The organism is Streptomyces sp. NPDC056480 (genome assembly GCF_042795405.1).
Classification (GTDB): Bacteria; Actinomycetota; Actinomycetes; order Streptomycetales; family Streptomycetaceae; genus Streptomyces.
Genome location: NZ_JBHTSA010000001.1, coordinates 171,361 through 184,418 on the forward strand (window position 1 = coordinate 171,361; position 13,058 = coordinate 184,418).

Genomic DNA, 13,058 nt, shown 5'->3' on the forward strand with positions numbered 1-13,058 from the left:
GCTCTGGGAGGGGAGGGGCTTCCCAGAGCAGCACGTCGTCACTGGTCCGGGTCCTGTCGCCCGCCGGCCCGCTGGTCGCTCTGCCTGGCACCGCGGGTCTGGAGGTGATCGCTAGGCTCCGCGTCATGAAGGTTCGGAAGGCGATCGTTTCGGGGCTGCTGGGTCTGACCGTCCTAGCGGGTTGTGGCGTGACTGGTGTCTGGGCCGTCTCCGGGGGGCTCTATGGCTGCACCTTCAGGGACGAGGAGTTGGCAGACGAGCTGGCGACGTTCGCAATCCTCGATGTCCGCCAGCCGGATGCGAGGAAGGTGGGCAAGCGCTACTCGTCTTGTGACGAGGACGACGGCTTCGCCGACGCCGGCCAGCACTATGAGCACACGGGTACCCGTGAGGAGTTGCTCGCCTTCTACCGTGCCATGGCGGCGAAGGACGGATGGCAGCCGGGCCGTGACACGCGCGATGACGGCCTGTGCTTCTCCAAGCCGTACGGCACTGTCACCGCCTATCTGTCGGTGTGGTTCCCCAGCTCCTACGACATCGAGGGGGAGCCTCGGGCGAACGCCATGGAGTACGGCCTGGATGTGACTGCGAGCCACGACGGCTCGGCGTGGTGCTGACGGCCCGGCAGTGAGAAACGGCTGATCGGGCGGTTGATGTGCTGCTTCCGGGCCGAAGTTGTCTTCGATGAACGGCCCGCGACCCCGGGGGAGTCGCGGGCCGGCGGTGTGTCAGGTGCCGGGCGGGCCGGTGGGCGGGGCGGTCGCGGCGAGGACGTCGCGGAGGAAGGGCAGGATGCCCCGCTCGAGCAGGGCGCGCCGCCAGGCCTCGCGGGCGCGGGACAGTTCGTCGTCCGGTGCGGCGGCCGCCGCACCGCCCCCGCTCACCTCGGCGGGGCTGTTGCGCAGGGCCGTCACGAGGAGCCCGGCGGCCGCGCCGAGCAGGCCGGCGGCGGCCACCGTGCCGAAGACCAGGCCGGCCGTGAGCAGGGTCGCCCCGAACGCCACGGTGGGGGCGACGGCGTGCAGGACCGCGCCGACCAGCAGGAAGATGACGGCGGCCGCGCCGGCGAGGACGGGCACCATGACGGTGAGGATCGCGACGACGCCGGGACCGGGGCCGGGACGGTCCGGGGACGCCGGTGCCCTCGTCCCGAGGGCCGCGCGGTGCTGCTCGCGGACCTTCACGAAGTGGTCGTACTCGCTCGCCGCGGCGCTGGTGACCAGGGTTGTCGCGTTCAGGGTCAGAGAGCGCAGTTGGGACAGGGTGAGCCGGGTTCCCGCTCCGGCGAGATCCGGACGTGCGTGGGCGGTGCTCAGTGCGTCGTCGAGGACCCGCTCGTACTCGGCACGGTCCTCGGTCAGCAGGTGCGGAGCCACGTTCATGTGCATCCCCCGATGCTCCGTAGGCCCGGATCAGCCGTGGGAAACGGTCGGTTGGGCAGAAACGGAGGAGAGCCTGCTACGGATGGACCCGATGGTATGGCCGTGGTGCCACGCGCTGACAGGGTGTTTCCGGAATTCGACTTCCCCGGATGCGGAGGGTTATGCGTCAGCCGTTCAGGGGGAGTTGGACGACCAGTAGCTTTCCGGCCATGGTCACTCCGCCGTCCATGGCGATCGCAAGACCGTCCGCGTACACGTGCGGTCCGTCGACGAGCGGCCCCGAGTTGCCCTCGCCGTCCTCCGTGCCGACCTGGCCGAGGAGGTACGGGATGGGGCTGTGGCCGTGCACGATCCGGGAGCCGCCGTAGGTGGAGAGCAGCTCCTGGACGGCCTGCGGGCCGCCCTCGTCGCGGAACGCGAAGCGCTTGGTGAACTTGCGGAAGACGTCCCAGACCTCGTCGGCGTCGTTCCGGTTGAGGATCTCGTGGACCGTGTCGTTGACGTCCTCGATGGTCCGGCCGTAGTCGAGGTACGCGGTGGTGTCGGAGTGCAGGAGGAGGTGGTCGTCCTCCCAGACCACGGCGTCGAGCCGGGACATCCACTGCAGATGGACGTCCTGGAGCCGGTCCATGTCGTGCTTCTGGCCGCCGTTGAGCAGCCAGGCGGCCTGGAAGGTGGCGGTGCCCGCGCCGGAGTTCACCGGGGTGTCGCCGAAGCGCTTGGCGCCGATGAGCAGCAGCTCGTGGTTGCCCATGAGGGCCTTGCAGTAGCCGCCGGCGGCGGCGGCCTCGGCGGAGAGGCGCATGACGAGGTCGATGACGCCGATGCCGTCGGGGCCGCGGTCGGTGAAGTCGCCGAGGAACCAGAGGCGGGCGTTGCCGGCGGCCCAGCTGCCGTTCTCGTCGATGAGTCCCTGGGCGCGGAGGGCCTCGACGAGCTCGTCGAGATAGCCGTGGACGTCGCCGACGACGTAGAGCGGACCCGGGCCCTCGCCGTTCGCGGCGGCGGGCTCGGCGGCCTGGACGGGCTCGGCGGCGATCGGGACCTGGACGGTGTCCCCGCGGTTGATGACCGGGAGGTCGCGCTCGGTCGGGGTGTAGCCCTCGGGCATGCCGCCCTCGGGGAAGGCGTTCCCGGGGTGGCCGGTGGCGACGGAGACGATGGAGGAGCCGCTCGGGGCGGAGGCCGAGACCGAGGCCAAGACCGGGGCCGGGGCCGAGACAGGGGCCGGGGCCGGGGCGGGGGCGTACGCGGGAGCGGTGCGGCGTCCCAGGTGCAGGGTCGGCTCGGCGGGCGCGGGCGCGGACGGACCGGCCATCGGCACGGGCACGGGCGCGACGGGCGGGTGCGGGGGTACGGCGGGGGCGGCCGGGGGTACGGAGGCCGCGGACACCGAGGCCGCTGACACTGAAGCCGCGGGCACCGAGGCCGCGGACACCGAGGCCGCGGGTGCGGCCGTGCCAACGACGGCCGGGGGCGCGACGGGTGCGGCGGCCGCGGTGGGTGCGGCGGACGCGACCGGTGTGGCGGACGCGGTGGGTGCGGCCACGGGGGTGTGCTCCGGGGGAGCGGGTTCGGCCGGTGGTGGCACCGGCAGAGGTTCCGTGGTCGTCGGATCGGTGGCATGGCCCTGTACGGGCACGCGGGCGTACGGCGGTACGCGGAAGTCGCGCAATGTCGCCGTGCGCACCACGGGCTCCTGCCCGGCCCCCTGAGTCATGGACCCCTCCACCACGGTCGCGATGCCCTGCACATCGCGGACCGGCCTGGTCGGGGTGGTCCACGATGTCGTGCGCCCATCATAGGAATGAGGGTCCTCCTGTGTGACGCACCAGGGGTGGTGAATCCGGGTCCACTCCGGGTTCACCGGTTGTTTCGCCCGAATTGAGAAGGTCCAGTCCAGGGTTGAGGCCGGTTGGGTGGCCGGTTTCGCCGTCCCGGCCCACGGGCAGGGGCGGGGACGGCGGATTCGGTGGCGCCGGTTGGCGGGATGTCAGTCCTTCGCGGGTGAGCGCGGCGGGCTGACGGTGGTGCGCGGTGAACGGCGCTGCGAGGAGGTGCGGACGATGAGTTCCGTCGGTATCACCTGCTCGACCGGGCCGTCGGTGTCGATCCCTTCGATGGCGTCGATGAGGAGCTGGACGACGGCCGTGCCGATCCGGCGCGGTTTGAGCGAGAGCGTCGTGATGGGCGGTTCGGTGGTGGCGTAGACGGTCGACTCGCTGCAGCAGACCAGCAGCAGGTCGTCCGGGACGCGCAGCCCGTAGCGGCGCGCGGCCGCGAGGAGGTCGGTTCCGTTGGGGTCGAAGAGGCCGTACACGGCGTCGGGCCGGTCCGGTCGGGCGAGCAGCCGGTCGGCCGCGACAGCGCCCGCGCACGGGTCGTGCGCCGGATAGGCCTCGTAGACGGGGTCCTGGCCCACCCGCTCGCACCAGTTGAGGTACGCGGTGGTGGACAGACGGGTGTAGGTGTCGGTGGTGGTTCCGGTGAGGAGACCGATGCGGCGGGCGCCGGCATCGGCGAGGTGGTCGAGCAGATCGAGAACGGCGGCTTCGTGGTCGTTGTCGACCCAGGCCGTGACCGGAAGGGTGCCGGCGGGGCGTCCGTCGGAGACGACGGGGAGGCCCTGCCGGACCAGTTCGGTGACGACCGGGTCGTGGTCGGAGGGGTCGATGACGACGGTGCCGTCGAGGGCGACGTTCGACCAGACGTCATGGCGGGATGTGGCGGGGAGGATGACCAGGGCGTAGCCCCGCGCGAGCGCCGCCGATGTGGCTGCTCTGGCCATCTCCGCGAAGTACGCGAATTCGGTGAAGGTGAAAGGTTCATCCCCGTACGTGGTCACGGTCAGGCCGATGAGTCCCGACTTCCCGGTGCGGAGCGTGCGGGCCGCCGCGGACGGGCGGTAGCCCAGCCGGTCGGCGACCTCGCGCACGTGACGGCGGGTGGCGTCGGGGAGTCGGCCCTTGCCGTTGAGCGCGTCGGAGACAGTCGTGATGGAGACCCCGGCGGCGGCGGCCACGTCCCGGATGCCTGCCCGGCCCTGCCGGCTTCCCCGGGTCTGTGCCCGGCTCACCTGGTGCTTCCCTGCTGCTGTCATGGCGAGCCGATAGTAGGGCGATGAGGGGCGGTTGGGCCGGTCGCATATGCAGGCATTGACAGGCACGTTTCTGCATGGCTGAAAGGCGTCAATCGGCAAGGAATCCAAGGTAGTTAGGGTCTTCACCATGGGACCAGTGGTTGCCGAACGGTGTAGGCCTGGCGTGGGGGCGAGGTCTCGAAGAGGTCTCAACTCACCTCTACGGGGGATGCGCGCCACGGCGCCCGCCACCGGCGCGCGCCACCCGGACGCGCGCTCCCCCGGTTCGCGGCCCCGGCGGGGACGGCTCCGGTGACGGCGCGCGAGGCGGCTCCCGGGGCGGCTCCGGGGGCCCGTTCAGGGTGGCGCGCCGGGTGGCGTGCCGGGGGCGGCCGCCGGGTCGCGCGGGTGGCGCGCCGGAGATCGCACCGGGGTTGCCCGGACGCCGCGCCGGGGGTCGCTACGGGGTTGCTCGGACGCCGTGCCGGGGGGTCGCTACGGGGTCGCGCGGGTGGCGTTTCCGGAGGTCGTGTCCACAGCGTGTCCCTCCTGTTGTCCACAGCCCATTCGCAGCGGAGGGGAATCCTCTTAAAGTGAGGAGTATTGGCGGTACGGACGGTCGAGGAGGCCACAGAGTGAGCGAGACCAGCGGGACCAGCGGGACGAGCACGGGCCCGAAGCTGCGCGCCGAGCTGGACGGCGTCCCCACCTACAAGCCGGGCAGGCCGGCGGCCTCGGGTGGGCCCGTGGCCTTCAAGCTGTCCTCCAACGAGAACCCGTATCCGCCGCTGCCGGGGGTCATGGAGAGCACGCTGGCCGCCGCCGCGAACTTCAACCGCTACCCGGACATGGCCTGCACGGGTCTGACCGAGGAACTGGCGGACCGTTTCGGCGTGCCCGTCTCGCACCTGGCCACCGGCACCGGCTCGGTCGGCGTCGCGCAGTCGCTCCTCCAGGCCACCTCCGGCCCCGGCGACGAGGTCATCTACGCATGGCGCTCCTTCGAGGCGTACCCGATCATCACGCAGATCAGCGGGGCCACCTCGGTGCAGGTGCCGCTGACCGAGGGCGAGGTGCACGACCTCGACGCGATGGCCGCGGCGATCACCGACAGGACTCGGCTGATCTTCGTCTGCAACCCCAACAACCCCACGGGCACCGCGGTGCGCCGGGCCGAGCTGGAGCGCTTCCTCGACCGGGTGCCCTCCGACGTCCTGGTCGTGATCGACGAGGCGTACCGCGAGTTCGTCCGCGACACCGACATCCCGGACGGCATCGAGCTCTACCGCGACCGGCCGAACGTCGCCGTGCTGCGGACCTTCTCCAAGGCGTACGGCCTTGCGGGGCTGCGGGTCGGCTTCGCGGTCGCCCACGAGCCGGTGGCGGCGGCGCTGCGCAAGACGGCCGTGCCGTTCGGCGTGAGCCAGCTGGCGCAGGACGCGGCCGTGGCCTCGCTGCGGGCCGAGGACGAACTGCTCGGGCGGGTCGGCTCCTTGGTGGCCGAGCGCGAGCGGGTCCACGCCGGTCTCGTGGCCCAGGGCTGGACCGTGGCGGACACCCAGGCGAACTTCGTCTGGCTCCGGCTCGGCGAGCGGACCCTGGACTTCGCGGCGGAGTGCGAGCGGCACGGGGTGATGGTGCGGCCGTTCGCCGGCGAGGGCGTGCGCGTCACGATCGGCGAGACCGAGGCGAACGACCTGTTCCTGAAGGCGGCGGAGGGCTTCCGCAAGGAGGGCTGAGCACACGCCGACGCGGACCGGCCGGTGACGTCGACCCGGCCGGTGACGTCGACCTGACCTGAGGCCGGCTGCCACGGTCGCCGATCGGCCATGGCCGACGGCCGGCACCGAGGCCGGTCAGCCGTCGACGCGTTCCACCCGGATCGGGTCGCCGTCCCGGACGGTGGCCAGGATCCGGGGGTCGCCGTCGAGCGCGCCCAGGACGTTGCAGGGGCTCGCGAGCCTGCACTCCTCGCCCCGTGAGATCGGGGTGGGGCCGTAGGGGAGGGCGAGCGCGTCGCCCTCGGTCCAGAAGGCCACCGTGCCGGCGTCGACGACCTGCCGCGCCCCGTCCTCGACGGGGGCGGAGACCGGTGTGTCGAAGTAGACCTCCTCGCCCCAGGTCCGGGCGGTGGAGGAGATCGGGAGAGCCCCCACGAGCGCTGCGCTCGTGGGGGTTTCCTCAAGGGTGGCCGTGGTGTGTCCGGCCGGCCAGACGATGCGTATCCGAAGGGTCATGCACCGGATTCAACAATATGTTGAAGGTCCTGGGAAGGGGCGGCCTTCGACAGGGGGACCCCGGCTGACGGTACGGATTTCGTATGAGCAATAATGCTTGTGAATGTGAACGCGTTCACAAGCGTGTCCTGGTTCCTCCCGTATTCGATGGGATTATCCGGGCAAACTGCCGATGTGACCACGGCGATGTAAGGAGAAAACGACGTGGACCTCGCTCTGGCGCCAGAGACCCTGGCGCGCTGGCAGTTCGGCATCACCACCGTCTACCACTTCCTCTTCGTCCCCCTGACGATCTCCCTCGCCGCCCTCACCGCAGGTCTCCAGACCGCATGGGTCCGCACGGAGAACGAGAAGTACCTCAGGGCGACGAAGTTCTGGGGCAAGCTCTTCCTGATCAACATCGCCATGGGTGTCGTCACCGGCATCGTGCAGGAGTTCCAGTTCGGCATGAACTGGTCCGACTACTCGCGCTTCGTCGGTGACATCTTCGGTGCGCCGCTCGCCTTCGAGGCGCTCATCGCCTTCTTCTTCGAGTCGACCTTCATCGGTCTGTGGATCTTCGGCTGGGACAAGCTCCCCAAGCGGATCCACCTCGCCTGCATCTGGATGGTGTCGATCGGCACGATCCTCTCCGCGTACTTCATCCTCGCGGCGAACTCCTGGATGCAGCACCCGGTGGGCTACCGGATCAACGAGGAGCGCGGCCGGGCCGAGCTCACCGACTTCTGGCAGGTGCTCACCCAGAACACCGCCCTCACCCAGTTCTTCCACACCATGACGGCGGCCTTCCTGGTCGGTGGCGCGTTCATGGTCGGCATCTCCGCCTTCCACCTGGCACGCAAGAAGCACATCCCGGTGATGCGGACCTCGCTGCGGCTCGGCCTGATCACCCTGATCATCGCCGGCCTCGGCACCGCCATCAGCGGTGACCTGCTCGGCAAGGTCATGTTCAAGCAGCAGCCCATGAAGATGGCCGCCGCCGAGGCGCTCTGGGACGGTGAGGCACCCGCACCGTTCTCGATCTTCGCGTACGGCGATGTCGACAAGGGCCACAACAAGGTAGCCATAGAGATCCCGGGCCTGCTGTCGTTCCTGGCGAACGACGACTTCACCTCGTACGTCCCGGGCATCAACGACATCAACAAGGCCGAGCAGGAGAAGTTCGGCCCCGGCGACTACCGGCCCAACATCCCCGTCGCGTACTGGGGCTTCCGCTGGATGATCGGCTTCGGCATGGCCTCGCTGGCCATCGGCATGCTGGGCCTCTGGCTGACCCGCAAGAAGTTCATGCTGGCACCGGGGCTGCGGACCGGTGAGGACGAAGTGCCGAACCTGGTCCTGTTCAAGCGGAAGGCGCTCAGCCCCCGCCTGGGCAAGTGGTACTGGATCGTCGCCCTCTGGACCATGGCGTTCCCGCTGATCGCCAACTCCTGGGGCTGGATCTTCACCGAGATGGGCCGTCAGCCCTGGGTCGTCTACGGCGTGCTGCGCACCCGGGACGCGGTCTCCCCCGGCACCACCACGGGCGAGGTGCTCACCTCGATGATCGTCTTCACCGCGCTCTACGCCGTGCTCGCCGTGATCGAGGTCAAGCTCCTCGTGAAGTACATCAAGGCCGGCCCTCCGGAGCTCACCGAGGACGACCTCAACCCGCCCACCAAGATCGGCGGGGACTCTCGTGACCCCGACCGCCCCATGGCCTTCTCGTACTGAGGCTCAGGAGATCGAGGCATGGAACTCCACGACGTCTGGTTCGTACTCATCGCCGTCCTCTGGATCGGCTACTTCTTCCTCGAGGGCTTCGACTTCGGGGTCGGGATCCTCACCAAGCTGCTCGCCCGTGACCGGCCCGAGAAGCGCGTCCTCATCAACACCATCGGACCCGTCTGGGACGGCAACGAGGTGTGGCTGCTCACGGCCGGCGGCGCGACCTTCGCCGCGTTCCCCGAGTGGTACGCGACGCTGTTCTCCGGCTTCTACCTGCCCCTGCTGATCATCCTGGTCTGCCTGATCATCCGGGGTGTCGCCTTCGAGTACCGGGCGAAGCGGCCCGAGGAGGACTGGCAGCGCAACTGGGAGCAGGCCATCTTCTGGACCTCGCTGATCCCCGCGTTCCTCTGGGGCGTGGCCTTCGGCAACATCGTCCGGGGCGTGAAGATCGACGCGGACATGGAGTTCGTCGGGAGCTTCTGGGATCTGCTCAACCCGTACGCGCTCCTCGGCGGCCTGGTCACGCTGACGCTCTTCACCTTCCACGGCGCGGTCTTCGTCTCGCTCAAGACGGTCGGGGACATCCGGGTCCGGGCACGGGCGCTCGCGCTCAAGCTGGGGCTCGTCACGGCGGTGGCCGCGCTCGGCTTCCTGATCTGGACCCAGCTCGACACCGGGGACAGCTGGAGCCTCGTGGCGATGCTGATCGCCGTGGTGTCCCTGGTCGGGGCGATCGCCGCGATCAAGGTGGGCCGCGAGGGCTGGTCGTTCGCGCTCTCGGGCGTCACCATCACGGCGGCCGTGGCCATGCTCTTCCTCGCGCTCTTCCCGGACGTCATGCCGTCTTCGCTCAACCCGGAGTGGAGCCTTACCGTGACGAACGCGTCGTCGAGCCCCTACACGCTCAAGATCATGACGTGGTGCGCGGCGATCGCGACCCCGCTGGTGCTGCTCTACCAGAGCTGGACCTACTGGGTGTTCCGCAAGCGGATCGGTACGCAGCACATCGCCGGGACCCACTAGCCGGCCCTCTCCAGGGAGCATGTTTCACGTGAAACCGATCGATCCGCGCCTGCTCCGGTACGCCAGGGCCACCCGCGTCTTCCTGATCGCGGTGGTCGCGCTCGGCCTCGTCGGGGCGGCGCTGGTCATCGCCCAGGCGATGCTCGTCGCCGAGATCGTGGTGGGGTCCTTCCAGCAGGGCCGGTCGGTTTCCGCCCTGACCACCCCCCTGCTGCTGCTCGCGGGCATCGCGGCGGCACGGGGGCTGGTCTCCTGGCTGACCGAGCTCGCCGCGCACCGGGCGAGCGCGGCGGTCAAGTCCGAACTGCGCGGCCGGCTTCTCGACCGTGCGGCCGCGCTCGGTCCGGGCTGGCTCAGCGGCCAGAAGGCCGGCTCGCTGATCGCCCTCGCCACGCGCGGTGTGGACGCCCTCGACGACTACTTCGCCCGCTATCTGCCCCAGCTCGGGCTCGCGGTCGTCGTGCCCGTGGCGGTGCTGGCCCGGATCGTCACCGAGGACTGGGTCTCGGCGGCGATCATCGTCGTCACCCTGCCGCTCATCCCGGTCTTCATGATCCTCATCGGCTGGTACACTCAGGCCCGGATGGACCGGCAGTGGAAGCTGCTCTCCCGGCTCTCCGGGCACTTCCTGGACGTGGTGGCCGGGCTTCCCACCCTCAAGATCTTCGGGCGGGCGAAGGCCCAGGCCGAGTCCATCCGCGCGATCACCTCGGAGTACCGCCGGGCGACCATGCGCACGCTGCGGATCGCCTTCCTCTCCTCCTTCGCCCTGGAACTCCTGGCGACCCTCTCGGTCGCGCTCGTCGCCGTGACCATCGGCATGCGACTCGTCCACGGTGAGCTCGACCTGTACACCGGGCTCGTCATCCTGATCCTGGCGCCCGAGGCCTATCTGCCGCTGCGGCAGGTCGGCGCGCAGTTCCACGCGGCGGCGGAGGGGCTCGCGGCGGCGGAGGAGATCTTCGACGTCCTGGAGGAGCCGGTACGGGACGGGGGCGGGAGCGCGGTTCCGGCGTCCGTACGGCTGGAGCTGGAGGGCGTGACGGTACGTCATTCCGGGCGCACCGAGCCCTCGCTGGACGCGATGTCCCTGACGGTGGAGCCCGGGGAGACGGTGGCCCTGGTCGGGCCGAGCGGGGCGGGGAAGTCGACGCTGCTCGACGTCGTCCTCGGGTTCGCCGTGCCGGAGGAGGGCGGTTCTGTACGGATCGGGGGCGAGCCGTTCGCCGCGCTGGACCTGGAGGCCTGGCGGTCGAGGATCGCCTGGGTGCCGCAGCGGCCGTACCTCTTCGCGGGGACGATCGCCGAGAACGTACGGCTCGCGCGTCCGGACGCCTCGGACGAGGCGGTACGGGAGGCGCTGCGGGACGCCGGGGCGGACGGGTTCGTCTCGGGGCTGCCGCAGGGGCTCGACACCCCGCTCGGTGAGGACGGGGCCGGACTCTCGGCGGGCCAGCGGCAGCGGCTCGCGCTGGCGCGGGGCTTCCTCGCCGACCGGCCGGTGCTGCTGCTCGACGAGCCGACGGCGGCGCTGGACGGAGAGACGGAGGCAGGGGTCGTCGACGCGGTGCGGCGGCTGGCGGCGGGACGGACGGTGCTGCTGGTGGCGCACCGGCCGGCGTTGCTCGCGGTCGCGGACCGGGTGGTCCAGGTCGGCACGGCACCGTCGGGCGAGGGCGCCGGTGCCGGTCGTGCGGCTGCGGGCAGCGCGGGCGCCGGTGGCGCGGGTGCGGAGCCGGAGGGCAGCGCCGCTGTGGGGTCGCGCCCAGCGGTTCCGTCCGAGGCGGAACACGCACCCACCACGGGTCCGGCGGCCGTTCTCACACGGGTGCGGGACATGGCCGGCGAGCTCAAGGGGCGGATGGGGCTCGCGCTGCTGCTCGGGAGTCTGGCGCTCGGGTCCGCCGTGGGACTCATGGCCGTCTCCGGATGGCTCATCTCCCGCGCCTCCGAACAGCCGCCCGTGCTCTATCTGATGGTGGCCGTCACCGCCACGCGCGCGTTCGGCATCGGGCGGGCCGTCTTCCGGTACGCCGAGCGGCTCGTCTCGCACGACGCCGTCCTCCGGATGCTCGCCGAGCTCCGCGTCTCCGTCTACCGGCGCCTGGAGCGGATCGCACCCGCCGGACTGCGCCGCACCCGCCGCGGGGACCTGCTCTCCCGGCTCGTCCAGGACGTCGACGCGCTCCAGGACTACTGGCTCCGCTGGCTGCTCCCCGCGGGCGCCGCGCTCGTCGTGGGCGTCGCCTCCGCCGGGTTCACCGCCTGGCTGCTGCCCGAGGCCGGTGCCGTCCTCGCCGTGGGCCTGCTCGTCGCGGGTGTCCTCGTGCCGGCGGTCAGCGGCGCGCTCGCCCGCCGCGCCGAACGGCGGCTCGCCCCCGCGCGCGGCGCCCTGGCGACCGCCGTGGCCGATCTGCTGCGCGGCTGCGCCGAGCTGACCGTCGCCGGCGCCCTGCGCGACCGGATCGACCGGACGCGGGCCGCCGACCGCACCCTCACCGGCATCGCCTCCCGGCAGGCCGCGGCCGCCGCGCTCGGCGCCGGACTCTCCGCCCTGGTCTGCGGCCTGACGGTCGTGGCCGCCGCGGTCGTCGGCGTCCGGGCCGTGGCGGACGGGCGGCTCGACGGCGTGGCTCTCGCCGTGGTCGTCCTCACGCCGCTCGCCGCCTTCGAGGCCGTCACCGGGCTGCCGCTCGCCGTCCAGTACCGGCAGCGCGTCAAGCACAGTGCCGAGCGGGTCTTCGAGGTGCTCGACGCCCCCGTCCCCGTACACGAGCCCGACCGGCCCGCGACTCCCCCGGCGAGCCCGTTCCCCCTGGAACTGTCCGGGCTCTCCGCCCGGCACGCCGGGCAGGACCGGGAGGCGCTCGCCGACTTCCGGCTCACCCTGGAGGCCGGACGCAGGGTCGCCGTCGTCGGTGCCTCGGGCTCCGGCAAGACCACGCTCGCCCAGGTGCTGCTGCGGTTCCTGGACGTGGAGTCCGGGGTGTACCGGCTCGGCGGGGTGCCCGCAGGGGAGCTCGAAGGCGACGCCGTGCGGCGGCTCGTCGGCCTCTGCGCCCAGGACGCCCACCTCTTCGACAGCTCCGTCCGCGAGAACCTGCGGCTCGCCCGTACCAGGGCGAGCGACGAGGAACTGCGCGAGGCGCTGCGCCGGGCCCGGCTGCTCGACTGGGTCGACGGACTCCCGGAGGGGCTCGACACCCTCGTGGGCGAGCACGGCTCCCGGCTGTCCGGCGGTCAGCGGCAGCGCCTGGCGCTCGCCCGCGCGCTGCTCGCCGACTTCCCCGTCCTCGTCCTCGACGAGCCGGCCGAGCACCTGGACCTGGCCACCGCCGACGCGCTCACCGACGATCTGCTCCGGGCCACCGAAGGCCGTACGACCGTCCTCATCACCCACCGGCTGCACGGACTCGACGCGGTCGACGAGGTCCTCGTCCTGGACGAGGGCAGGACCGTGCAGCGCGGCCCGTACGCGGAACTCGCCGAGGCGGACGGACCCCTGCGCCGGATGCTGGAACAGGAGCGGGAGACCGACCTGCTGGCCGTCGGAGCGGGCGCGGAGACGACCCTTGGGAGCGACCGGGAGCACCTGGAGCCGCGACCGTAGGCCCCGGCTGACTTTTC

At 71.4% G+C, this 13,058-nt stretch carries 9 protein-coding genes; 5 read left to right on the forward strand and 4 right to left on the reverse strand.

All coding sequences use genetic code 11. From position 1 onward, the window contains the following. The first annotated feature begins 125 nt into the window (after positions 1-125). Positions 126-617 (forward strand): hypothetical protein, encoded by a 492-nt coding sequence (locus tag ACFQ79_RS00805; protein WP_383578468.1) that lies wholly within the window; start codon positions 126-128, stop codon positions 615-617. A gap of 111 nt (positions 618-728) precedes the next feature. Here ACFQ79_RS00805 and ACFQ79_RS00810 read toward each other — a convergent pair whose 3' ends face one another. The 3 genes from ACFQ79_RS00810 to ACFQ79_RS00820 all read right to left on the reverse strand — a co-directional run bounded on the left by ACFQ79_RS00810 (position 729) and on the right by ACFQ79_RS00820 (position 4,482). Then, positions 729-1,388 (reverse strand): hypothetical protein, encoded by a 660-nt coding sequence (locus ACFQ79_RS00810; RefSeq protein ID WP_383578470.1) that lies wholly within the window; start codon positions 1,386-1,388, stop codon positions 729-731. Between the two features lie 160 nt (positions 1,389-1,548). After that, positions 1,549-3,102, reverse strand: coding sequence for a metallophosphoesterase (locus ACFQ79_RS00815; RefSeq protein WP_383578472.1), 1,554 nt, complete (start codon positions 3,100-3,102; stop codon positions 1,549-1,551). 273 nt (positions 3,103-3,375) lie between these two features. Next, positions 3,376-4,482 (reverse strand): LacI family DNA-binding transcriptional regulator, encoded by a 1,107-nt coding sequence (locus ACFQ79_RS00820; protein WP_041130217.1) that lies wholly within the window; start codon positions 4,480-4,482, stop codon positions 3,376-3,378. A 614-nt stretch (positions 4,483-5,096) separates the two neighbouring features. Here ACFQ79_RS00820 and hisC point away from each other — a divergent pair. After that, positions 5,097-6,200, forward strand: coding sequence for a histidinol-phosphate transaminase (hisC, locus tag ACFQ79_RS00825; protein WP_356549651.1), 1,104 nt, complete (start codon positions 5,097-5,099; stop codon positions 6,198-6,200). A 117-nt stretch (positions 6,201-6,317) separates the two neighbouring features. On the opposite strand, the gene ACFQ79_RS00830 is transcribed toward hisC, so the two are convergent. Next, the gene (locus ACFQ79_RS00830; RefSeq protein ID WP_383578474.1) at positions 6,318-6,698 is read right to left on the reverse strand and encodes a cyclophilin-like fold protein; all 381 of its coding nucleotides are present in this window, start codon (positions 6,696-6,698) and stop codon (positions 6,318-6,320) included. A 204-nt stretch (positions 6,699-6,902) separates the two neighbouring features. Here ACFQ79_RS00830 and ACFQ79_RS00835 point away from each other — a divergent pair, with 204 nt between their 5' ends. The 3 genes from ACFQ79_RS00835 to cydD are packed head-to-tail and all read left to right on the forward strand — an operon-like array spanning position 6,903 to position 13,041. Next, positions 6,903-8,411, forward strand: a complete 1,509-nt coding sequence (locus ACFQ79_RS00835; protein ID WP_383578476.1) for a cytochrome ubiquinol oxidase subunit I — start codon at positions 6,903-6,905, stop codon at positions 8,409-8,411. A gap of 18 nt (positions 8,412-8,429) precedes the next feature. Then, the gene (gene cydB, locus ACFQ79_RS00840; RefSeq protein WP_383578478.1) at positions 8,430-9,431 is read left to right on the forward strand and encodes a cytochrome d ubiquinol oxidase subunit II; all 1,002 of its coding nucleotides are present in this window, start codon (positions 8,430-8,432) and stop codon (positions 9,429-9,431) included. Between the two features lie 19 nt (positions 9,432-9,450). Further along, positions 9,451-13,041: a thiol reductant ABC exporter subunit CydD gene (gene cydD / locus ACFQ79_RS00845; protein WP_383578481.1), complete on the forward strand. Its 3,591-nt coding sequence runs from the start codon at positions 9,451-9,453 to the stop codon at positions 13,039-13,041. Positions 13,042-13,058 lie beyond the last annotated feature (17 nt).

What these genes read in the sequence shown, in the direction of transcription:
- ACFQ79_RS00805 (WP_383578468.1), top strand. Translation starts at nt 126, where the DNA reads ATGAAGGTTCGGAAGGCGATCGTTTCGGGGCTGCTGGGTCTGACCGTC.
- ACFQ79_RS00810 (WP_383578470.1), bottom strand. Translation starts at nt 1,388, where the DNA reads ATGCACATGAACGTGGCTCCGCACCTGCTGACCGAGGACCGTGCCGAG.
- ACFQ79_RS00815 (WP_383578472.1), bottom strand. Translation starts at nt 3,102, where the DNA reads ATGACTCAGGGGGCCGGGCAGGAGCCCGTGGTGCGCACGGCGACATTG.
- ACFQ79_RS00820 (WP_041130217.1), bottom strand. Translation starts at nt 4,482, where the DNA reads ATGACAGCAGCAGGGAAGCACCAGGTGAGCCGGGCACAGACCCGGGGA.
- ACFQ79_RS00830 (WP_383578474.1), bottom strand. Translation starts at nt 6,698, where the DNA reads ATGACCCTTCGGATACGCATCGTCTGGCCGGCCGGACACACCACGGCC.
- cydB (WP_383578478.1), top strand. Translation starts at nt 8,430, where the DNA reads ATGGAACTCCACGACGTCTGGTTCGTACTCATCGCCGTCCTCTGGATC.
- cydD (WP_383578481.1), top strand. Translation starts at nt 9,451, where the DNA reads ATGTTTCACGTGAAACCGATCGATCCGCGCCTGCTCCGGTACGCCAGG.